The sequence below is a fragment of the Rheinheimera sp. MM224 genome, assembly GCF_947090785.1.
Classification (GTDB): Bacteria; Pseudomonadota; Gammaproteobacteria; order Enterobacterales; family Alteromonadaceae; genus Pararheinheimera.
The window spans coordinates 1,595,595-1,616,480 of record NZ_OX352320.1; the positions used below are offsets into that span (position 1 = coordinate 1,595,595).

Sequence of the window (20,886 nt, forward strand, 5' to 3'; positions counted from 1 at the left end):
GTAGACTGCTTTATATAGCCAATCCGTTTCGGAATAGCCTGAGGTAGTAGTATGAAAATAGGTAACTCCTTTGCCAATGAAAATCAGCTGAAATTCAATTCCAATGAATCTGAAAATCTGCTGAAAAAATTAGCCACAGCACGTCGTATCAATAGTGCTGCTGATGATGCTGCCGGATTACAAATTGCTAACCGCTTAACTCAAAGCGCAAATGCTTCTGCTCAGGGTACACAGAATGTGTACGATGGTATTTCTTTAGCCACTGTGGCCGATCAGGGCTTGCAGGGCGTGACAGATAATCTGAATGAAATGGGCCGTTTAGCTGTGCAGGCTGGTAGTGGTATTTTAACTGCTTCAGACCGTCAGGCATTGCAAAAACAAGCCGACGCCTACTCAGCCAGTATTCAGGATCAGATTAAAAATACTGAATTTGCCGGTATCAAGCTATTTGATCAGGAAGGCTCTATTCCTGTAGGTACAGGCAATGGCAGTATTGGTATCAAAACCCAGGATTTGTCGACTCGCTTAACGGATTCAGGTGCTTTTAGCATCGACTTATCTTCTGCTGAAAGTGCTGAAGCTTCGCTGAAATCCATTCAGAGTTCTTCACAAGTGGTAGATAACAACAGAACAGATTTAGGCGCTACCATCAACGCTTTACAGTCTACTGCCCGTAATCTGCAAACTCAGAATGTGAACGAGCAAGAAGCCATCAGCCGAATTCAGGACCTGGATTATGCCAAGGCTGTGACAGAACAAGTGGCTGCCGGTGTTCGTGAACAAGCTTCTATTTCTGTGATTAGCCAGGGTCGAGTGTCTGAACAACAAGCTTTAAAGCTACTCGCTTAATTTCTAAACCTGTTTTCATCCCATAAAACGCTATTTTTTTGACACCAGTGTCAAAAAAATAGCGTTTTACCTTGCAACCTCAGACAAGCTTTGTAGAATGATAAAAAAGCAATAAAAGTCTGAGTCTTATGACCACCAAGCTCTACATTCTGGATCAGCAGGAACAACGAACCTCTCGTTTAGGCGCAGTGCTGAGTTTTATCTCAGAAGCTCATCAACTGCTGAATTACCATGAACTGGACCAGCATTTACATGCGGGCTCTCAGGCTGTCATTTTATTAGGTGCTTTATCCAGTCAGGATCATGAACAGCTGATCCGCCGCTATCCTGCTTGTGCCTTTTTGTTACTTGGTGAAACTCTGAAGCATCATTTGGGCTTGGCCAATGTGGTCGGCCTGCTGACAGAACCCTTTTCTTACGCTTCCTTTACTCAGTTGCTGCGTGATTGCCAGGAGTACCAGCGTTTATTGCCTGGTCAGAAAGGTCAGTGTGAACAATCCCGTTTTATTGGTATGGTTGGCCAAACTCAGGCCATGCAACAAGTACGTTTCTTAATTCAGCAAGTCGCGAAGACCGATGCCAATGTGCTGATCCTTGGTGATTCTGGCACTGGTAAAGAAGTGGTCGCCCGCAATATTCATGTGTTATCAAACCGCCATCAAGGTCCTTTTGTACCGCTGAACTGCGGCGCTATTCCGGCAGAATTGTTAGAGAGTGAACTGTTTGGCCATGAAAAAGGTGCTTTTACCGGCGCAATTTCTACCCGCAAAGGTCGTTTTGAGCTGGCGCAGGGGGGTACTCTTTTTCTGGACGAAATTGGCGATATGCCATTGCCTATGCAGGTCAAGTTATTAAGGGTGCTGCAAGAGCGGGTTTATGAGCGGGTAGGGGGCAGTCAGCCTATTCGTGCTGATGTACGTATTATCGCCGCTACTCACAGAGCGCTTGAGCAAATGATTGAAGAAGGGCGCTTTCGTGAAGATTTATTTTATCGCCTGAACGTCTTTCCTATTGAAACCCCGGCGCTGCGTGACAGAGCTGATGATTTACCTTTGTTAGTGCAGGAGCTGGTTGTTCGCACAGAGCAACAAGGTCATGCCAAAGTAAAATTTACCGAAAGGGCGCTGGAGAGTTTAAAACTGCATCCATGGCCTGGTAATGTGCGTGAGCTGGCGAATCTGGTTGAACGTATGGCTATTATGTTCCCCAATCAGGTGGTGGATGTGGCCGAACTACCTCAGAAATATCGACACCTCGAAGTAGATACTTATGTACCGGTTTATCCGGATGCGCTGTTGGAGCGGGATGCTATTAATGAATTGTTCCAAAGCAGTGACGATGAAGATGACTCTGAGGATGAGCTGATATTCCCAACATCCGGCAGTATTGAAGTTTTGCCAGAGCAGGGGATGGATTTAAAAGAGTTTTTAGCCGAACTGGAAATTTCTTTAATTACTCAGGCTCTGGAGCGGCATGAATATGTGGTGGCAAGAGCGGCCGATATTCTTTGTTTGCGTCGCACTACGCTGGTTGAGAAGATGCGTAAATACAATTTAATGCGGGATGAAAATCAGGCTTAACTGCTTGGTTGTCAAAAAAATGACCCGTTAACCTATTGATTTTTAGGTTATTAAAAGGGTTTTTAATTGTGGCACGTCTTGTGCATTTGAATCGCTAGTGTCAATTCATGTGCAGAGACGTTATGAGTACAGCCAAAGCTTATGCTTATGTTGCGGCAGAAGTGCAGTCAAAAGTGCAGCCAGATGTGCAGCCACAGACCGCTACACCTGCAGCAACCGCCATTCATACGGCCCGTCAGGCCCGTCGTCTGCAGCATTTAGTCAATAACCTTCCGACAGCAGTGATAGTGCTGGATGAACGGGGTTATGTGGCTGAAGCCAATCCTGTTGCTATTTCCATGTTGGGCGAACCTTTAGTTGGTCAGCGCTGGCTGGATGTGATAGCGCGCTCATTCCGTCCCCGCAGCGATGATGGTATGGAAGTGTCTTTACTGGATGGTCGCAGAGTGAAACTGGCAATCAGTTCGTTAGAACCTGAAGCTGGCCAATTAATTGTCTTAACCGATCTGACGGAAACCCGTCAGTTGCAAAGCCGACTGGCCCATCTGCAGCGTTTATCTACCCTTGGCAAAATGATGGCATCCCTTGCGCATCAAATTCGAACACCTTTATCTTCGGCCTTGTTGTATGCGCAGAATCTCACTAGTCCCAAATTGAATCCAAACTCACGTGAGCAATTTCAGCACAAGCTGGTGGCCCGTCTGGTGGATTTAGAACAGCAAGTCAATGACATGCTGTTGTTTGCCCGTGCAGGCCGTGAGCAACAGGTTGAACCTATATCCTTGCAGCGCCTGCTCAGTGATGTGTTTGCCGGAGTAGAAGCTTTGGTTGAACAGCAGCAAAGTCAGATCCAGATCCAATTACCAGAACCTGATGTGCAAATTCTCGGAAACCCACGCAGCTTGGCGGGAGCTATTCAGAATTTACTGCAAAACAGCATGCAGATGATTGGTCAGGGTGCAGTGCTGAAACTCGAAGCCCGTTTAGATACTGTTAACCCGCAGCTGGTGATGATTGCAGTCGAAGACAATGGTCCTGGTGTACCAGAGCATTTACAACAACAAATTTTTGAACCTTTTTTCACCACCCGCAGTCAGGGCACTGGCCTTGGATTAGCTGTAGTACAGGCTGTTGCTCATTCTCATAACGGCTCTATTCGCTATTGTACTTCAGCTTTGGGTGGCGCCCGTTTTGAATTATTGTTTCCCGTCTATGTGCCTGTCACTGCAGGTCAGGAGTTAAGTTATGCAAACAACTAGTATTTTGGTCGTTGAAGATGATGCCGGCTTACGCGAAGCATTGTGTGACACGCTGAGTCTGGCGAATTATCAGGTGGTGCCAGCCCAAAGTGCTGAGCAGGGCTTGCAGCTGTTAAAAGAGCATAAAATCTCTTTGCTGATCAGTGACGTGCAAATGGGCACTATGTCAGGTTTAGATTTACTCAAAACCGTGAAGCTGAATTACCCCTCTTTACCTGTGTTGATGATGACGGCGTACGCCAACGTTAATGACGCTGTGGTCGCTATTCGTAACGGCGCTGCGGATTATCTGGCGAAACCATTTTCACCTGAAGTGCTGATCAATATGGTCAGCCGTTATGCTTTGGGTGCTGAAGTCGCCACTATTGAACCTGTAGTGCATTCCGAGCAGGGCAAACAATTAGTCAAACTGGCGGCGAAAGTCGCCCGTTCTGACGCCAATGTGCTGGTGCTGGGGCCAAGTGGGTCAGGTAAAGAAGTACTGGCACGTTATATCCATCAACAAAGTGGCCGCCCTGACGGTCCTTTTGTCGCTATTAACTGCGCAGCTATTCCGGAAAATATGCTGGAAGCCACTTTGTTTGGTTACGAAAAAGGGGCCTTTACCGGCGCTATTCAGGCTTGTCCCGGCAAGTTCGAACAAGCTCAGCAAGGTACTATTTTACTCGATGAAATCAGTGAAATGGATTTAAACCTGCAGGCGAAGTTACTGCGGGTGTTGCAGGAGCGTGAAGTCGAACGTTTAGGTGCGCGCAAAACCATTAAACTGGATGTACGGGTGATCGCCACCAGCAACAGAGATTTAAAGCAGGCTGTGGCTGAAGGCAAATTCCGTGAAGACTTGTACTATCGCCTGAACGTGTTTCCACTAACCTGGACAGCGTTGGCAGAACGTCCGGCTGATATAGTGCCGCTGGCTATGCATTTATTAGAACGACATTGTCGCAGCACAGGTATGCCGCAACCTATGTTAAGTTATGCAGCTCAGCACAAACTGATGCAGCATTACTGGCCAGGTAATGTGCGCGAATTAGATAACATAGTGCAGCGTGCGCTGATCATTTGTGACGGCGAACAAATTAATGCGGCTGATATTCTGCTCGAATCCGCACCCAATATGATGGATAGCATGCCTGATGCGCCTATGGCTCAGGCAGGCGAGCTGGATGTCAGTGTCTTTAAGTCTGAGATCTATGAGCAGGAACACCGCATTATTCTGGAAACTATGCGAGCCTGTGCCAACAGCCGCAAAGAAGTGGCTGAACGGCTTGGCATCAGTGCCAGAACCTTAAGGTACAAACTGGCAAGGATGCGTGAATCCGGTATACAGTTACCTGCCTAACCTCCAAAGGTCAGAGCCAAGGCTCTGACCTTCGGTTTACTTCGTGAAAGTCAGAATTTTAGCTCCTGTACAACCTTCCTTGGTTGGCTTTAAGTGTTTGTTTTATATGTAAATTATAAATTCCAACCTGCATTGAACCCTAATAGGGTCAGAGCCAAGGCTCTGACCCTGAATACTGGCACGATACCTGCTTTACCTCTATTAATCGTAGTAATAGCAATATTTTGACAGGTCACAGCAGATGAACATTCAAGGTCAAGGTCACAGTCTTTATCAGGAACTTCAATCCCTCGCTTCACAAGCCCGGAGTGTGCCTTCTGAATTGGCCATTCCGGCTATCCCTGAGCAAAATTCCAGTCAATCTGATTTCTCCGCCATGCTCAAAGGTGCTTTGGACAAGGTGAATGGTTTGCAGGGCGAAAGCCGCGAACTCAGTACAGCAGTTGAAATGGGCGACCCTAAAGTATCGCTGGCTCAGGCCATGCTGGCTGGGCAAAAAGCTTCTTTAGCTTTTGAAGCCACAGTGCAGGTGCGAACCAAGCTGGTGGAAGCTTATAAAGAAATTATGTCGATGCCGGTCTAAGGCGGGGGAATAAAACGTGGCAGAAAGTACCTCAACTGAGCTGGCAATATCGTCAGATGATTTTGGCAGCAACACCCCGGTGCAACAGGAGCAGAAATCTGGCTTCCTGGGTTCTATGGGCGGTGGCATGGATATGGTGCGGCAAATCAGTCTGATTGTCGCTTTAACCATTTGTATTGCATTAGCTGTACTGATTATTTTATGGGCGCGTGAGCCTGATATGCGACCTTTAGGCACCTTTGAAACCAAAGAGCTGATTGAAACTCTGGATTATCTGGACAGCCAGAAAGTTGATTACAAGCTCGAGGGTCAGGTGGTGATGGTGTCTGGTAAAGAGTACCAGAATATCAAACTGCAACTGGCCCGCGCTGGTTTGCAACAAGAACAAACGACAGGCGATGAAATACTGATGCAAGACAGCGGTTTTGGTGTCAGTCAGCGTCTGGAAATGGAGCGGTTAAAACACAGCCGCGAGCAACAACTTGCCCGCACTATTGAACAATTCCAAAGTATCGCTTCAGCCCGGGTGTTGCTGGCTATTCCTAAAGAGAATATTTTTGCCCGCCGTGAAAAGCAGCCTTCAGCCACTGTGATGGTGTCTGTCAAAGGCGGTAAAAGTTTAAAAGAAGGTGAAGTTGATTCCATCGTCGATTTAGTGGCTTCCGCGGTGCAAGGCCTTGAACCAAGCCGTGTTACGGTGACGGATCAAAATGGCCGTTTACTCAATAGCGGTTCACAGGATGCTTCTTCTGCCCGTAGTCGTAAAGAATACGAAATGGAACGTGCCCGTGAAGAAGAATATCGTCAGAAAATTGACTCCATTTTAATTCCTGTGCTGGGTGTAGATAACTACACAGCTCAGGTCGATTTACTGATGGATTTTACTGCTGTTGAGCAAACGCAAAAACGCTTTAACCCGGATTTGCCAGCTGTGCGCAGCGAAATGAGCATTGAAGAAAACAGCGTGGGTGGTGGTTTAGGTGGTATTCCTGGCGCTTTAACTAATCAGCCACCACTAAACAGTGCTATACCGGAACAAGCAGTTGGCGCCGATGCAGCTAAACCTGTAGTGCCTGGCCGTAATACCAAAGAAATGACCCGCAATTACGAGCTGGATACCACCATCAGTCATTCAACTCAGCAATCAGGTTTAATTCGCCGTATCAGCGTCTCTGTTGCAGTGGATTATTTACCTGGTGCTACAGCGACTGATGGCACTGTCACTGAACCACAAATCCGTTCTCAGGCAGAAATTGCAAATATCCGTCGTTTATTGCAAGGCGGCATTGGTTTTGATGTGCAACGGGGCGATACTATAGAAGTAGTGTCTGTGCCTTTTGCCCGCAGTATTATGGCGGAAGCTGTAGAACCACCTATTTACGAGCAGGAATGGTTTGCCCGTATGCTGAAGCTGGTGATGGGTACGCTGATTATCATAGTGCTGATAGTGGCTGTGGTTCGCCCAATGCTGAAGAAACTGATTTACCCAGAGGATACGCAGGAAGCTTATGATGAATCTTCATTAAGCAGTGGCCTGGATCTGGGCGATGAAACCATGGATATGTTAACCCGTGAGTTTGATTCGAAGTCTGTAGGTTTCGCTGCAGATGGCACCTTGATGCTGCCAGACTTGCATGGTGATGAAGATCTGTTAAAAGCGGTTCGTGCCCTGGTGGCGAATGAACCTGAATTGTCCTCACTGGTCGTTAAAAATTGGTTAGCCGAAGATGAGTAATGTTGAAACCACCAAGCCGAGCTTTGACGTAGGCAAATTAGATGGCGTGGAGAAAGCCGCCATCCTGTTGCTGAGTTTGTCAGAAGAGGACGCTGCACAGATTTTAAAACACCTTGAGCCAAAACAAGTGCAAAAGGTGGGTATGGCGATGGCGCAGATTGACGATCTGAATCAGGCTAAAATTTCTGCGGTGCATAAGCTCTTCATTGAGCAAATTCAGAACTTCAGTACCATAGGTTTCCAGAGCGAAGACTTTATCCGCCGGGCCTTAACTGCCGCTTTAGGCGAAGAAAAAGCCTCGAACCTGATCGACCAGATTATTCTGGGTGGTGGTGCCAAAGGTTTGGATTCACTGAAGTGGATGGACTCGAAGCAGGTGGCGAATATCATCCGCAACGAGCACCCACAGATCCAGACTATTGTATTGTCTTATTTAGAGCCGGAGCAGTCGGCAGAGATCCTGTCGCAGTTCCCGGAAAAAGTGCGCTTAGATTTAACTATGCGTATCGCCAACCTGGAAGAAGTACAACCAGCGGCATTACAAGAATTAAACGAAATTATGGAGAAACAGTTTGCTGGTCAGGCTGGTGCTCAGGCAGCGAAAATGGGTGGCTTAAAAGCAGCTGCCGATATCATGAACTACCTCGATACCAATGTTGAAGGTCAGTTGATGGATGCTATTCGCGAACATGACGAAGAAATGGCGCAACAAATTCAGGATCTGATGTTTGTGTTTGAAAACTTGCTGGATGTGGACGACAGGGCAATTCAGACTATTCTGCGTGAAGTGCAGCAGGATGCTTTGATGAAAGCATTAAAAGGCGCGGATGCAGACTTAAAAGAGAAGATCCTGAAAAATATGTCCAAACGTGCTGCCGAACTGTTGAACGACGATTTGGAAGCCATGGGACCAGTCCGAGTCAGTGAAGTAGAAGCTGCACAAAAAGATATCTTGTCGGTGGCCCGTCGTCTGGCCGATGCCGGTGAAATAATGTTGGGTGGCGGTGGTGGTGAAGACTTCCTGTAACAGGATGCCGGAGTAAAGCTGTATGACCATGGATCCATTTCGTACCAAACAACCTTTTGCGCCAACGGATGAGTTATTGGAGTTACTCAAACGTTGGCCAAGCCCACAACTTGATTCAGATAAAAAAGCGCCTGCAGGTAAAACCAATGCGCTGAATAAAACGCTGCCATCACAAAAGGTTGCAGCTGTTGCGGTGGAAGAAGACGCTGAACTGGAAATTAAGCCTCTGACGGCGGATGATATTGAACAAATCCGTCAGGCTGCTTTTGATGAAGGTTTTGCACAGGGCAAAGAAGAAGGTTTTTCCAAAGGTTATGAAGAAGGCCGTGAACAAGGCACAGCTGATGGTTTAGCTCATGGCCAGGCCGAAGGTAAAAAACTGGGTTTAGAGCAAGCTACTGAAGAGATTGAACAGAAAAAGCTGGAACTGGCTGCGTTGTTGGAACAGCTGCAACAGCCTTTATTGCAAGTTGATCAACAGGTCGAACAACAGCTGTTACAGCTTTGTCTGGCGATGGCAGAAGCTGTAATAGCAGTCGAATGTAAAACCAATCCACAAGTGATATTAAAAACGCTGTCCGATGCGACAGCAGTATTGCCACTGCAAACCGAACATATCCTGATCAAGCTTCATCCTGATGATATGGCTGTGGTTGAGCAGCATTTCACTGCAGAGCAACTAGCCGAACGGCACTGGCAACTGCGTTCCGATCCGGCGGTAGAGCGCGGTGGTTGTCTGCTGGAAACCCCATTATCTTCGATGGACAGAAGTATTAAAAACAGATTGCAAAGCAGTCTGGAGCATTTCTTGCATTCTCCTGATTAATATCAAGTTCTGCTTTATCGCAGGCTTTGTTTAAGGAGTTTTATGTCGTCGTCACAGTTAGCCGCCAATTTAAAGCAACAGCTGCAGCATATTCAGAAAAGTAGGCCCAATCTGGCCGGGCGTTTAGTCCGGGTCGTCGGGCTGACTCTGGAAGCGACCGGCTGCACTGCGGCTATAGGCCAGACTTGTCATGTGGAAACCGCATCCGGCCAGCTATTTGCTGAGGTAGTGGGTTTTGCCAACGACCGTATTTTTTTAATGCCAAAAGATGATGTGTCCGGTGTGGTGCCTGGTGCAAAAGTCACACCTTTGAACGATTTTAAAGGTGTGCCTTTGACTATGGCGTTGCTGGGGCGGGTTATTGACGGTGCAGGTAAACCACTGGATGGCAAAGGGCCGATTTTAAGTCAGGAATTTGGCGGCGCGAAAAAACCTCCTATTAATCCATTACAACGTCAGCCCATTCATGCTCCGCTTGATGTAGGCGTACGGGCGATCAACAGCATTATTACGGTCGGCAAAGGCCAGCGTATGGGCTTGTTTGCAGGGTCTGGTGTAGGTAAGTCTGTGCTGCTGGGCATGATGACCCGCGGTACTGCAGCTGACGTGATAGTCGTGGGGCTGGTGGGTGAACGGGGCCGTGAGGTTAAAGAATTTATTGACGAGATTTTGGGGGAAGAAGGCCGCAAACGTTCGGTGGTCGTTGCGGCTCCCGCTGATGTATCGCCCCTGATGCGTTTAAAAGGCTGCGAAACAGCAGTGCAGGTGGCTGAGTACTTCCGCGAACAGGGGCTTGATGTATTACTGCTGCTTGATTCCATTACCCGTTATGCTCAGGCGCAGCGCGAAATTGCTTTGGCTGTGGGTGAACCTCCAGCAACCAAAGGCTATCCACCTTCAGTCTTCGCCAAATTACCGGCACTGGTTGAACGAGCTGGTAATGGTGCTGTAGGTCAGGGCTCTATTACTGCTTTTTATACTGTATTGTCCGAAGGCGATGACTTGCAGGATCCTATAGCTGATGCGTCCCGCGCTATTTTAGATGGCCACATTGTTCTGTCGCGCCAGTTGGCTGACAGTGGCCACTTTCCTGCTATTGATATCGAAAAATCCATTAGCCGGGTTATGCCAGCAGTCACCAGCATGGAACATCAAAAACTGGCTCGTGCTGTAAAACAGCTGTATGCCTCTTATCAGCAAAGCAAAGATTTAATTTCAATTGGTGCTTACGTCAAAGGCGCCGATCCGCAATTGGATGCAGCCGTAACTCTGATGCCAAAAATCCGTGGTTTTTTACAGCAGGAAATGAAAGAGGTTGTGCCTTATGACGAAAGTCTGACGCAACTGGATAAACTTTTACCTGCACATTTAGGACGATAAGTTATGGCATTGGCACAACTTCAGCTGTTGGTAAAAGTCCAGCAGGAAAAAGAAGATAAATTGCAGGCGATGTACAGAGCTGCGCAGCAGAACTATCAGTCGATGCAACAAAAGTATCAAGGGCTGGCGGATTACCGTATCGAATACGTACAGCAAACCCAAAGCCGTGGTCAGCAAGGCATGGCAAGTCGCCAGTTTAATCAGTATTTAAACTTTATTGGCAAGTTGGATGCGGCTTTAACGGTGCAGCAACAGTATGTGCAGCAGGCCAAAGCCAGCGCAGATCAGCGTTTGTTGCAGCTATTGGCGATGCAGAAAAAACGCAAGGCGCTGGAAATACTCATTGAACGTGAGTTGGCAGAAGTGCAGCGCAAAGCAGATAAACAAGAACAAAAAATGCTGGATGAAATTGCAACTCAGCAGTTTTTCCGCAGAGTTAGTTAAGTATGGCGCGTATTTTGTATGTCTTTTGCATGATGTCGTGTGTGAAGTGATTTTGTTTGCATACTGCAGGCAAATACGAACAACAGCAGCAAGTAAATCTCTTGCATCTGGACCGGAGTGATCGATGGCTGAATTTTTATCAATGACAATGCTTAGCGCTGAACCTGTCTCAGCTGCAAAACCACAAGCTATGCAGTCCAATGACGGTGCAACAGAGCCTGATCAGAGTTTTGCTGCCACCTTAGCCGCTGAGGTGAATGGGAAAGCTGCAGAGAAACCTGCAAAAGTCCCTGCCAAAACGCGGCAGAATAATGCCTCTGACCTTGCAGATAGTACAGATGTTACAGCTGTTGAGGGAGCAAAGGTCCCTGATGTAAACACTGACAACACTAAGGCTGTGGCCAGCAAGGAGTCATCACAGGGCGATTCAGAAGAGCTAGTGTCTGGTGATTCGGATGCCTTGCAGGTGCAAAATGAGAGCGGTGAAGCTGAACAATCGCACTGGTTAAACTTGCTGGAAAAAGCCAAAAGTTTGCAGGAGCGGTTAAGCAAAGCCGAAACTGAAGGTAAAACGGGATCAGATAAAATTGCTGTAGTGGATGATGTGGCGGTGCAGGTACAAGCGCTCGCAGCGAAACAGCAAAGTGATAAAATAAAAGTCGTCGATCTGTCTAGTGCCCAGACCAAAACTGACGGGCAGAACGATGGCTCTATAGTGCTTGATAAAAAGCTATTGGCTGAACAAGGCTCAGAGCAGCATCTAACAGCTGAAGAATCAAAAGCCTTAAAACTGATGGCGCAGACAGACAAAAATGGCTCAGGTAAAACCCAGACTGCGGAAACTGTTCTAAAGCAAAATACAGCTTCAGAGGTTGAACTAGTTCCAACAGACTTGACAGACTTAAAAGGCAAAGCAGGTGATAAATCACTGCCTGGCAATTCAAAAGATACGGGCCCTGACCAAAACAAAATTATAGCTCATATCGAAAAACCGTTGAAAGCTGCAGGACACTCCGCTCAGACTGTTCAGTCTGCTGAGGCAGAAAAGCAAACTGCTATGAACACTGAAGTGTTGGCTACAGCCACCATAGTGAACAAATCTCCGGTTCAGTCAGAGCAAGCGGCAGCCCTAGTCAAAAGCAACGCAGCTGCGACAGCCGGTAGTGATAACACAGTTGCAGCCGATGACGACACTGAGAGAGAAACCTTGACGGTGCATTCTGTCGCCACAGAGGCTAAAACTTCAGTGCAGGCCCAAAGTGCCGCTGCATTAGTGGCTCCGACATCTCCGCATATCAAAGCTGCGGCCTCAGACACTAAAGTCACTACCGAGGATATATTAAAGCAAATTCAGAATGCCGCCATCGCTACTCAGGGAGAGCAGGGGGCATCCTCTTCATCTGGTGAACCTTCGCAGCAAGGTTCAGCTGATGCCATTCTGACTGTGATTGAACAGCAAAAAGGCAGTAATCCTGTTGTGACAGAGGCCAACTCTTTTAGCAACCAGCTTAAATCCAGCCTGGAAAAAATCAGCTCAGGTATTGCTGTAGCTGGCCGTGAAGCTGTGTCTGAATCAAGCCAAAAACAAGTGGACCAGTTGGGACAAAAGCTGAATTTGATCCAGCCTGAAGCGTCGAACCAATTAAAAGAAAAAATGCTGATGATGGTGAAAGATAAAGTGCATACCGCTGAAATTCGTCTGGACCCGTCTGAATTGGGTTCGATGCAGATCAAAATCAGTTTGCAGCAGGATCAGATGTCAGTGCAGTTTATGGTTCAGCAAGGTAATGCCAAAGAACTGATGGAACAACAAATGCCAAAATTAAAAGAATTATTGCAACAACAAGGAATTGAATTGAGTCAGGGCTCTGTACAACAGCAAAACCAATCTTCTTCAGGTCAGGAAGGCGGTCGTCGTACCGCTGGTGGCAATGGTTTGGGCACAACCTTGGGCTCATCTGACGAGAATATTGAGCCAGGCATTTTACCTACAAAAAATTCTGACCGCGTAGTGGATTATTACGCGTAAAAACAGCAGTCGCTGCCTGTTCGTTTAAGGCTAAGCCAGGTTGTAGCGGGTTAATAAAACTACAGAACCAGCGAAGAAGGGCAGAAAAGCGGCAGATGCACAGTTAGTGATTGCCTTTGATGAAAGCCAAGGTCAATAATACGGTTTCATCAACGCGAATAAGGAATAAAAATGGCGGCGGGTAAAGACTTAGAAATTGGTGATGGCCAGGCGAAAAAGAAAAAGCTGATCATCATTATTGGTGCAGTTGTGCTGCTAGCCGTTGTCGCTGTAGTTGCAGTATTGATGATGTCAGGTGATTCAGCCGAACCTGCTCCGGTGGAGGCTGGTGTAGCTGAAACTGCAGTAGCAACAGACCCAAATGCAGCAGCAGACAAAGGCTCAGCCTTGTATGTCAGCATGCCTCGACCTTTTATTTTTAATGTGCCAGGTGCAACCAAAGATCGTCTGGTGCAAATTAAGGTGCAGTTGTTAGTGCGTGGCAGTAACAATGAAGAAACAGCCAAAGTGCATATTCCTTTGATTGAAAGTACCTTGTTACGTACCTTCAGTACCAGTAATGCCGAAGAGTTGATTACGGTTGAAGGCAAAGAAAATTTGAAGAAAAAAGCACTGAAAGAAGTGCAGGAAGCCTTAGTTGGCGTGGCTGGCAGTGAAGTAGTAGAAGAAGTACTGTTCACTGGCTTTGTGATGCAATAAGAGAGCAACAGCTTGACTGATTTATTGTCCCAGGACGAAATTGACGCGCTACTGCATGGTGTCGATGACGTCGAAGAAGAAGAGGTCGAGGAAAGTGGCGACGGTCGTGGGCGATCTGCGACCGAATACGACTTTTCCTCACAGGATCGCATCGTGCGTGGTCGTATGCCCACGCTCGAAATGGTCAACGAACGTTTTGCCCGCCATATGCGGATCAGTTTATTTAATATGATGCGCCGCACAGCCGAGGTTTCGATCAACGGCGTGCAGATGATTAAGTTTGGTGAATACGTACACACCCTCTTTGTTCCAACCAGTTTAAACATGGTGAGGTTCCGCCCATTAAAAGGCACAGGCCTTATTACCATGGAAGCCCGTCTGGTGTTTATTCTGGTGGATAACTTCTTTGGAGGCGATGGCCGTTATCACGCCAAAATCGAAGGTCGCGAATTTACTCCAACCGAACGTCGTATCATCCAAATGCTGTTAAAGCTTATCTTTGAAGATTACAAAGAAGCCTGGGCTCCTGTGATGGACGTGTCCTTTGAATATCTGGATTCTGAAGTGAACCCGGCTATGGCCAACATCGTCAGCCCAACTGAAGTGGTGGTCATCAGCTCTTTCCATATCGAGCTCGATGGTGGTGGCGGTGATTTCCACGTGGCGTTGCCTTATTCGATGCTGGAACCTATTCGTGAATTGTTGGATGCCGGTGTTCAAAGTGATAAAGAAGACACCGACTTGCGCTGGAGTAAAGCCCTGCGTGACGAAATCATGGATGTGAAAGTGGATTTGACCACTAAGATGCTGGATGTCGATATCACACTGGAGCAACTGATGAACCTGCAGGCTGGCGATATCATTCCGGTAGAAATGCCTGATCACATCACTGTGCTGATTGAAGATTTACCTACTTACAGAGCCAAGATGGGACGCTCCCGCGACAATATCGCATTAAAAATTATTGAAAAAATTAAACGACCTGAGTCCGTTAAATCAGAGATGCATGTGTTCACTAAGGGCGGCCGACGCCTGGACAGCGATGCAGATATCAGTGAACTGGAAGCGGATTTAAACTTATCTGAACGCTTGGAGAGATAATCATGGCGAATGAACAAGATACCATGGACGAATGGGCAGCAGCTTTAGCAGAAGCTGAAGGCGATAGTGGTGCTTCAGCTGTTGAACTGGATGAACTTAAAGAAGAACCAGCTCAGCTGACTGTCGATGAGAAACGTAAACTGGACACCATTTTAGATATACCTGTCACCATCTCTATGGAAGTCGGCCGCGCTAAAATCAGTATCCGTAATTTATTACAACTGAATCAGGGCTCTGTTGTTGAGCTGGAGCGTTTAGCTGGTGAACCATTGGACGTGCTGGTCAACGGCACTTTAATAGCGCACGGTGAAGTAGTTGTGGTCAACGACAAGTTTGGTATCCGTCTGACCGACGTGATCAGTCAGATTGAACGTATCAAGAAGCTGCGCTAATGCGATTGTTTTATCCTATGATGGCGTTGTGTTGTCTGGCCAGTCCTTTGCTGGCAAATGCTACTGAAACTGTGGTGGCAGCAGCCAGCACAGCGGCAACAGCTGCGCCAACAGCACAAGGCAATGGCATGAACGCCATGACCATTATGAATGTGTTTGGCTCTTTGATCATTGTGCTGGGTTTATTGTTTGGTCTGGCCTGGTTGTATAAAAAACTGGCAATCAAACTACCGGGCTCCAGCCATATCAAAATTGTCAGCTCTGTGATGCTTGGGCCCCGTGAACGCATTCTGGTGATTGAAGTGCAGGGCAAACAGCGGGTGTTGGGTGTAACGGCTAACCAAATTAATATGTTATTTGAATTAGACCAACCTTTGGTTGACGATCAGGCAGCGCCAGACTGGCGTACTCAGTTTCAGGCACTTCTACAAAAACAAAAGTCGAAACCTTAATATGTGGCCATTACTCGCACTAGTTCTGTTATTTTTGTCCCCTGATCTGTTAGCTCAGCAGGGCGGCGCTTTGTCTGCCTTATCTGTCACCACCAGTCCCGATGGGACACAGGAGTACAGTGTCACGCTGCAAGTACTAGCGGTGATGACTGCGCTGAGTTTCCTGCCAGCTATGGTCATTATGATGACCTGTTTTACCCGTATTATTGTGGTGCTGGCAATTTTACGTCAGGCCATAGGCTTACAATCGTCGCCCTCGAACCAGGTATTAATTGGTATCACTGTCTTTATGACTTTTTTTATCATGGCACCTGTGTTTGATGAAGTGAATCAAAAAGCACTGCAGCCATACCTTGCAGAACAAATCACCTCAATTCAGGCCTTTGATGAAGCGATAAAGCCGATGAAGGCTTTTATGCTGCATCAAACAAGGATGAAAGATTTAGAAACTTTTGCTGAAATAGCAGGTACGCCTAAGGTCGACAATGTAGCGGATTTACCTATCACCATTGTGATCCCGGCTTTTGTCACCAGCGAGCTGAAAACTGCTTTTCAGATTGGATTTATGATATTTATCCCCTTTCTGATTATCGATCTGGTGGTTGCCAGTATCCTGATGGCCATGGGTATGATGATGTTATCACCTATGATTATTGCCCTGCCGTTTAAACTGATGATGTTTGTGTTGGTCGACGGCTGGTTACTGGTGATGGGGACTTTAGCAACCAGCTACGGAGTGGGGACATGAGTCCAGAGGTTTTTGTTGATATATTAAGCGATGCGCTTTGGCTGGTGATCTTAATTGTCTCCATGGCCATTATTCCGTCGCTTATTGTCGGCTTGATTGTGTCTATCTTTCAGGCTGCGACTTCAATCAACGAACAAACCTTAAGTTTTTTACCTCGTCTAATAGTGACATTACTCGCTCTGATGTATGGTGGGCACTGGTTAACTCAAACCATAATGGACTACACCGAGAAGCTCTATCTGAGCATTCCAACGGTTATCAGCTGATGGAGTATCCACTGCAGCAATTACTTCAGGTTATTGCTGACTTTATGCTGCCTTTCGCCCGTGTATCCGCCATGATGTTTATTATGGTGGCTTTTGGGGCAAAAAATATTCCGACCCGGGTCAAAGCCGCCTTTTGTGCCGCCTTTATCGTGATGATTATGCCTGTGGTTCCGCCGGTGAAAGACGTCAATCTGATGTCGCTGAATCTGGTGGTGCAAATGATCCAACAAATTGTCATAGGGCTGGCGATAGGTTTTATCTCACAAATTTTTGTACAGGCTTTTGTCACCGCAGGTCAAATTCTGGCGACTCAAACCGGTTTAGGTTTTGCCGCTATGGCCGATCCTGCCAACGGTGTGTCTGTGCCAGCTATAGGCCAGTTTTATCTGATTTTGGCCACTTTGTTATTTTTGGTGTACGACGGACATCTGATTATGTTTCAGATGGTTGTCTTTAGTTTTGAATCACTGCCCATTAATGGCCAGTGGATGGATGTGAATAAGTACTGGCAAGTGGCCGAATTTGGCGGCTGGATTATTGTTACAGCTTTGGCCATCACGCTGGCGCCAGTAACGGCTATGCTGGTGGTCAATATTGCTTTTGGTGTGTTAACCCGTACAGCACCTCAGTTGAATATTTTCTCTATAGGTATGCCTATCAGTATGTTGGCGGGTTTGCTTATTATGTGGCTGACGATGGATACCTTCTTATTTCATTTTAATCTGAACTGGCAGCATGGTATTGAATACACCTGCAAGTTGATAGGCTGCTAGGAGACTGCTATGGCAAGTTCAGGTCAGGAAAAAACCGAAGAACCCACCAGTAAAAAACTCGAAGACACCCGAAAAAAGGGTCAGGTTGCACGTTCCAAGGATCTGGCTACTTTTGCTGTGTTGGTGGGCAGTAGCGCAGGCATTTTAATTTTCGGTAAAGAGATAGCAGGCTCAGTGCTGGAAGTTTGTCGTCGTTTACTGTCGCTGGATGAAAAAGATATTTTTAATCCTTATTCAATGTTCTCCGTCTGGGAGGATGCATTAATTGAATTATTTCCAGGACTACTTAAATTTTTCCTGCTGATTTTGTTAGCTGCTTATGTGGGCAGTGTGATCATTGGTGGTTATAACTTTACCTGGCAAGCCGTCGGTTTTAAATTTAGCAAACTGAATCCTCTGACGGGCATCAAGAGGATGTTTGGTTTACAGGCGATGGTCGAGCTGATTAAAAGTATTGCTAAGGTACTGGTGATCGGTGGTTTAACTTTTGCGTTGTTGTCCACCTTCTTTGACGACATCATGGCCTTATCCTTGATGACCAATCCAGAGGATATTTTCGCCTCAGCTGAAATTTTAGCCTGGGTGTTTTTTGGCATTTGTTTCAGCGTTATTGTCATTGCCGCTATCGATGCGCCTTATCAGATGTGGAAACACCATAAAGAATTAAAAATGACGTTGCAGGAAGTCAAAGACGAATACAAAAACTCTGAGGGTGATCCCCGGGTTAAAGGCCGTATTCGTAGCTTGCAGTATCAGGCGGCCCGCCGCCGTATGATAGCCGCTGTACCTACAGCAGATGTGGTGGTTACTAACCCGACTCACTTTGCGGTAGCGCTGAAGTACGATCAGGCCAAATTCAGAGCGCCAGTAGTTGTGGCTAAAGGGGCCGATGAAGTGGCGCTTTATATCCGTCGTTTAGCCGAAGAAAACAAAGTACCAGTGCTTGAATCACCTGCCTTAGCCCGTTCGATTTTTTATACCACAGAGCTTGATCATCCCATCCCTGAGCAGTTATTTGCGGCTGTTGCTCAGGTGCTGGCTTATGTATATCAGTTGAATATGTATAAAAAAGGCAAAGGAAAACGGCCGAAAAATCTGGCGAGAGACCTTCCCATTCCGGAAGATTTCCGCCACTAGGGTCAGAGCCTTGGCTCTGACCCACATATCATTCACTCCTATTATGACTTCGATACCCAGTGTCAGAGCTGATAGCTCTGACACTGGCCATTTAATTGTGGAACGGTTTTTGTATAACAGCCTGTAGCGTCAGTAATTTGTCAGGCTTGTTATGTCGATGACCCAAATGTTTTCCCGTGTTAATCCCGAAGTTTGGTCTTATGCCAAAGGTGTTGGCACTCCGTTAATGATCCTGGCAGCTTTGGCCATGGTGGTATTACCTTTACCCCCTTTGATGCTGGATATTTTGTTTACCTTCAATATCACATTAGGTCTGGTGGTACTGTTAATCACCATCTACACCAGAAAACCTTTGGATTTTGCTATTTTCCCCAGCGTTATTCTGGTGGCTACTATTTTGCGTTTAACTTTGAACATTGCCAGTACGCGGGTCATTTTACTGGAAGGCCACAATGGCCCTGACGCAGCAGGTAAGGTGGTAGAAGCTTTCGGTGAAGTGGTGATAGGTGGTAATTACGCTGTAGGTTTTGTAGTTTTTATTATCCTCGTTATTATCAATATGATGGTTGTCACCTCTGGTGCTGCACGTATCTCTGAAGTAACGGCCCGTTTTACCCTTGATGCTATGCCGGGTAAACAAATGGCGATAGACGCCGACTTAAACGCTGGTTTTATTGACGCTGATCAGGCTCGTAAACGCCGAGAGGAAATTGGTGAAGAAGCTGATTTCTATGGTTCGATGGACGGTGCCAATAAATTCGTTAAAGGTGATGCCATGGCCGGTATCGTCATTATGGTAATAAACATCATCGGCGGTCTGATCATTGGTGTACTGCAGCACGATTTACCTTTTATGGAAGCTGTTGAAATTTATACCTTATTGACCATAGGTGACGGTCTGGTGGCGCAAATACCAGGTTTGTTGTTGTCAGTGGGTACAGCCATTATCGTTACCCGTCAAAACAAAGAGGGTGATTTTGGTACTCTGATGGCCGGCCAGTTCAGTAACTTTAAGGTGCTGGTCATTGCGACTGGCATTTTAGTCATTATGGGTATAGTCCCTGGCATGCCTCATGTCGCCTTCTTGAGTCTGGCCGCAATAGTGGGTGGTGCAGCTTATTATTTGTACCGGGTGGAAAACCCAACAGCTAAAAAAGCAGCTGCGATCAAAAAGGCTGAAATGACCACTCCTGTTGAAATGGCTCCCGTCAAAGAAATTGGCTGGGATGATGTACAGCCAGTCGACACTATAGGTTTAGAAGTCGGCTATCGTTTAATTCCACTGGTTGATAAAGCGCAGGGCGGCGAATTGCTGACCCGTATTAAAGGCGTGCGTAAAAAACTATCTCAGGAGCTGGGTTTCCTTATTCCGGCTGTGCATATTCGCGACAATCTGGATTTAGAGCCTAATACCTACCGTGTCACCATGATGGGCGTGACCACAGGCGAGTCAGAACTGCGGCACGATAACGAACTGGCGATTAACCCAGGTCAGGTGTTTGGTACTGTCAAAGGTATAGCCACTAAAGATCCTGCTTTTGGTTTAGAGGCGGTCTGGATCGCAAAAAATCAGCGTGAACATGCTCAAACCTTAGGCTACACAGTAGTGGATGCGGCGACCGTAGTGGCCACTCATTTAAGCCAGATTTTAACCAATAATGCTGCTCAGTTGCTGGGGCATGAAGAAGTGCAGAACTTGCTGGACATGCTGGCTAAATCTTCACCTAAGCTAGTGGATGCTTTAGTACCAGATACCTTGCCGCTGACTGTGGTGGTAAAAGTGCTGCAAAACCTGTTGCATGAGGGGGTGCCTATCCGTGATATGCGCACCATAGTACAAACCTTAGTGGACTATGGCTCGAAGAGTCAGGATGTTGACGTATTAACTGCATCTTGCCGTGTGGCGTTAAAACGCCTGATTATTCAGGAAGTGGTGGGCAGTGCGCCTGAAGTGCCGGTGATCACCTTCGCACCTGATTTAGAGCAGATGTTACATCAGTCGATGCAATCGGCCGGCAATGATGGCGCTGGTATAGAGCCTGGCCTTGCTGAGCGTATTCAGCAGTCATTAGCTACTGCCTGTCAGAATCAGGAATTAGCCGGCGAACCGGCAGTTTTATTGACTTCCGGCATTCTGCGATCAGTTATGGCACGATTCGTGAAGTACAGTATTCCAGGATTACGGGTTTTGTCCTACCAAGAGATCCCTGACAACAAACAAATCCGTATTGTCAGTGTGGTAGGCCAGTCGAATTAGGAGTTAA

The 20,886-nt window shown here is 46.9% G+C and carries 20 protein-coding genes; all 20 read left to right on the plus strand.

Features of this window, described 5'->3' with window-relative positions:
* Positions 1-51 precede the first annotated feature (51 nt).
* The gene (locus OM978_RS07695; RefSeq protein WP_264346263.1) at positions 52-849 is read left to right on the plus strand and encodes a flagellin; all 798 of its coding nucleotides are present in this window, start codon (positions 52-54) and stop codon (positions 847-849) included.
* A 128-nt stretch (positions 850-977) separates the two neighbouring features.
* The gene (locus OM978_RS07700; protein ID WP_264346264.1) at positions 978-2,429 is read left to right on the plus strand and encodes a sigma-54 dependent transcriptional regulator; all 1,452 of its coding nucleotides are present in this window, start codon (positions 978-980) and stop codon (positions 2,427-2,429) included.
* A 122-nt stretch (positions 2,430-2,551) separates the two neighbouring features.
* Complete coding sequence (locus tag OM978_RS07705) at positions 2,552-3,688, plus strand: sensor histidine kinase (RefSeq protein ID WP_264346265.1); 1,137 nt, start codon at positions 2,552-2,554, stop codon at positions 3,686-3,688.
* Positions 3,675-5,030 (plus strand): sigma-54-dependent transcriptional regulator, encoded by a 1,356-nt coding sequence (locus OM978_RS07710; RefSeq protein WP_264346266.1) that lies wholly within the window; start codon positions 3,675-3,677, stop codon positions 5,028-5,030. The genes OM978_RS07705 and OM978_RS07710 overlap by 14 nt, the downstream gene beginning before the upstream one ends.
* Before the next feature lie 241 nt (positions 5,031-5,271).
* The gene (fliE, locus tag OM978_RS07715; RefSeq protein WP_233008800.1) at positions 5,272-5,613 is read left to right on the plus strand and encodes a flagellar hook-basal body complex protein FliE; all 342 of its coding nucleotides are present in this window, start codon (positions 5,272-5,274) and stop codon (positions 5,611-5,613) included.
* A 16-nt stretch (positions 5,614-5,629) separates the two neighbouring features.
* Positions 5,630-7,348 carry a flagellar basal-body MS-ring/collar protein FliF gene (gene fliF, locus OM978_RS07720; protein ID WP_264346267.1) on the plus strand — a complete coding sequence of 573 codons (1,719 nt, stop codon included), beginning with the start codon at positions 5,630-5,632 and terminating at the stop codon, positions 7,346-7,348.
* Positions 7,341-8,375 (plus strand): flagellar motor switch protein FliG, encoded by a 1,035-nt coding sequence (gene fliG / locus OM978_RS07725; RefSeq protein WP_233008804.1) that lies wholly within the window; start codon positions 7,341-7,343, stop codon positions 8,373-8,375. The genes fliF and fliG overlap by 8 nt, the downstream gene beginning before the upstream one ends.
* 22 nt (positions 8,376-8,397) lie before the next feature.
* On the plus strand, positions 8,398-9,201 hold the full coding sequence (fliH, locus tag OM978_RS07730) for a flagellar assembly protein FliH (protein ID WP_264346268.1): 804 nt from the start codon (positions 8,398-8,400) through the stop codon (positions 9,199-9,201).
* Between the two features lie 42 nt (positions 9,202-9,243).
* The gene (gene fliI / locus OM978_RS07735; RefSeq protein ID WP_127021529.1) at positions 9,244-10,581 is read left to right on the plus strand and encodes a flagellar protein export ATPase FliI; all 1,338 of its coding nucleotides are present in this window, start codon (positions 9,244-9,246) and stop codon (positions 10,579-10,581) included.
* A gap of 3 nt (positions 10,582-10,584) precedes the next feature.
* The gene (gene fliJ, locus OM978_RS07740; RefSeq protein ID WP_264346269.1) at positions 10,585-11,025 is read left to right on the plus strand and encodes a flagellar export protein FliJ; all 441 of its coding nucleotides are present in this window, start codon (positions 10,585-10,587) and stop codon (positions 11,023-11,025) included.
* 124 nt (positions 11,026-11,149) lie between these two features.
* On the plus strand, positions 11,150-13,054 hold the full coding sequence (locus tag OM978_RS07745; protein WP_264346270.1) for a flagellar hook-length control protein FliK: 1,905 nt from the start codon (positions 11,150-11,152) through the stop codon (positions 13,052-13,054).
* Between the two features lie 171 nt (positions 13,055-13,225).
* A complete protein-coding gene (gene fliL, locus OM978_RS07750; protein WP_264346271.1) occupies positions 13,226-13,753 on the plus strand; it encodes a flagellar basal body-associated protein FliL in 528 nt (175 codons plus the stop codon).
* A gap of 12 nt (positions 13,754-13,765) precedes the next feature.
* The gene (gene fliM / locus OM978_RS07755; RefSeq protein WP_264346272.1) at positions 13,766-14,854 is read left to right on the plus strand and encodes a flagellar motor switch protein FliM; all 1,089 of its coding nucleotides are present in this window, start codon (positions 13,766-13,768) and stop codon (positions 14,852-14,854) included.
* A 2-nt stretch (positions 14,855-14,856) separates the two neighbouring features.
* The gene (gene fliN, locus OM978_RS07760; RefSeq protein WP_053424534.1) at positions 14,857-15,246 is read left to right on the plus strand and encodes a flagellar motor switch protein FliN; all 390 of its coding nucleotides are present in this window, start codon (positions 14,857-14,859) and stop codon (positions 15,244-15,246) included.
* On the plus strand, positions 15,246-15,698 hold the full coding sequence (gene fliO, locus OM978_RS07765) for a flagellar biosynthetic protein FliO (RefSeq protein ID WP_264346273.1): 453 nt from the start codon (positions 15,246-15,248) through the stop codon (positions 15,696-15,698). Before fliN ends, fliO begins: the two co-directional genes overlap by 1 nt.
* Before the next feature lies 1 nt (position 15,699).
* Positions 15,700-16,446, plus strand: coding sequence for a flagellar type III secretion system pore protein FliP (gene fliP, locus OM978_RS07770; RefSeq protein ID WP_264346274.1), 747 nt, complete (start codon positions 15,700-15,702; stop codon positions 16,444-16,446).
* Positions 16,443-16,712, plus strand: coding sequence for a flagellar biosynthesis protein FliQ (fliQ, locus tag OM978_RS07775; RefSeq protein ID WP_127021546.1), 270 nt, complete (start codon positions 16,443-16,445; stop codon positions 16,710-16,712). Before fliP ends, fliQ begins: the two co-directional genes overlap by 4 nt.
* Positions 16,712-17,485: a flagellar biosynthetic protein FliR gene (gene fliR / locus OM978_RS07780; RefSeq protein WP_233008826.1), complete on the plus strand. Its 774-nt coding sequence runs from the start codon at positions 16,712-16,714 to the stop codon at positions 17,483-17,485. Before fliQ ends, fliR begins: the two co-directional genes overlap by 1 nt.
* 9 nt (positions 17,486-17,494) lie before the next feature.
* Positions 17,495-18,622: a flagellar biosynthesis protein FlhB gene (gene flhB / locus OM978_RS07785; RefSeq protein WP_264346275.1), complete on the plus strand. Its 1,128-nt coding sequence runs from the start codon at positions 17,495-17,497 to the stop codon at positions 18,620-18,622.
* A 151-nt stretch (positions 18,623-18,773) separates the two neighbouring features.
* Positions 18,774-20,879 (plus strand): flagellar biosynthesis protein FlhA, encoded by a 2,106-nt coding sequence (gene flhA, locus OM978_RS07790; protein ID WP_264346276.1) that lies wholly within the window; start codon positions 18,774-18,776, stop codon positions 20,877-20,879.
* Positions 20,880-20,886 lie beyond the last annotated feature (7 nt).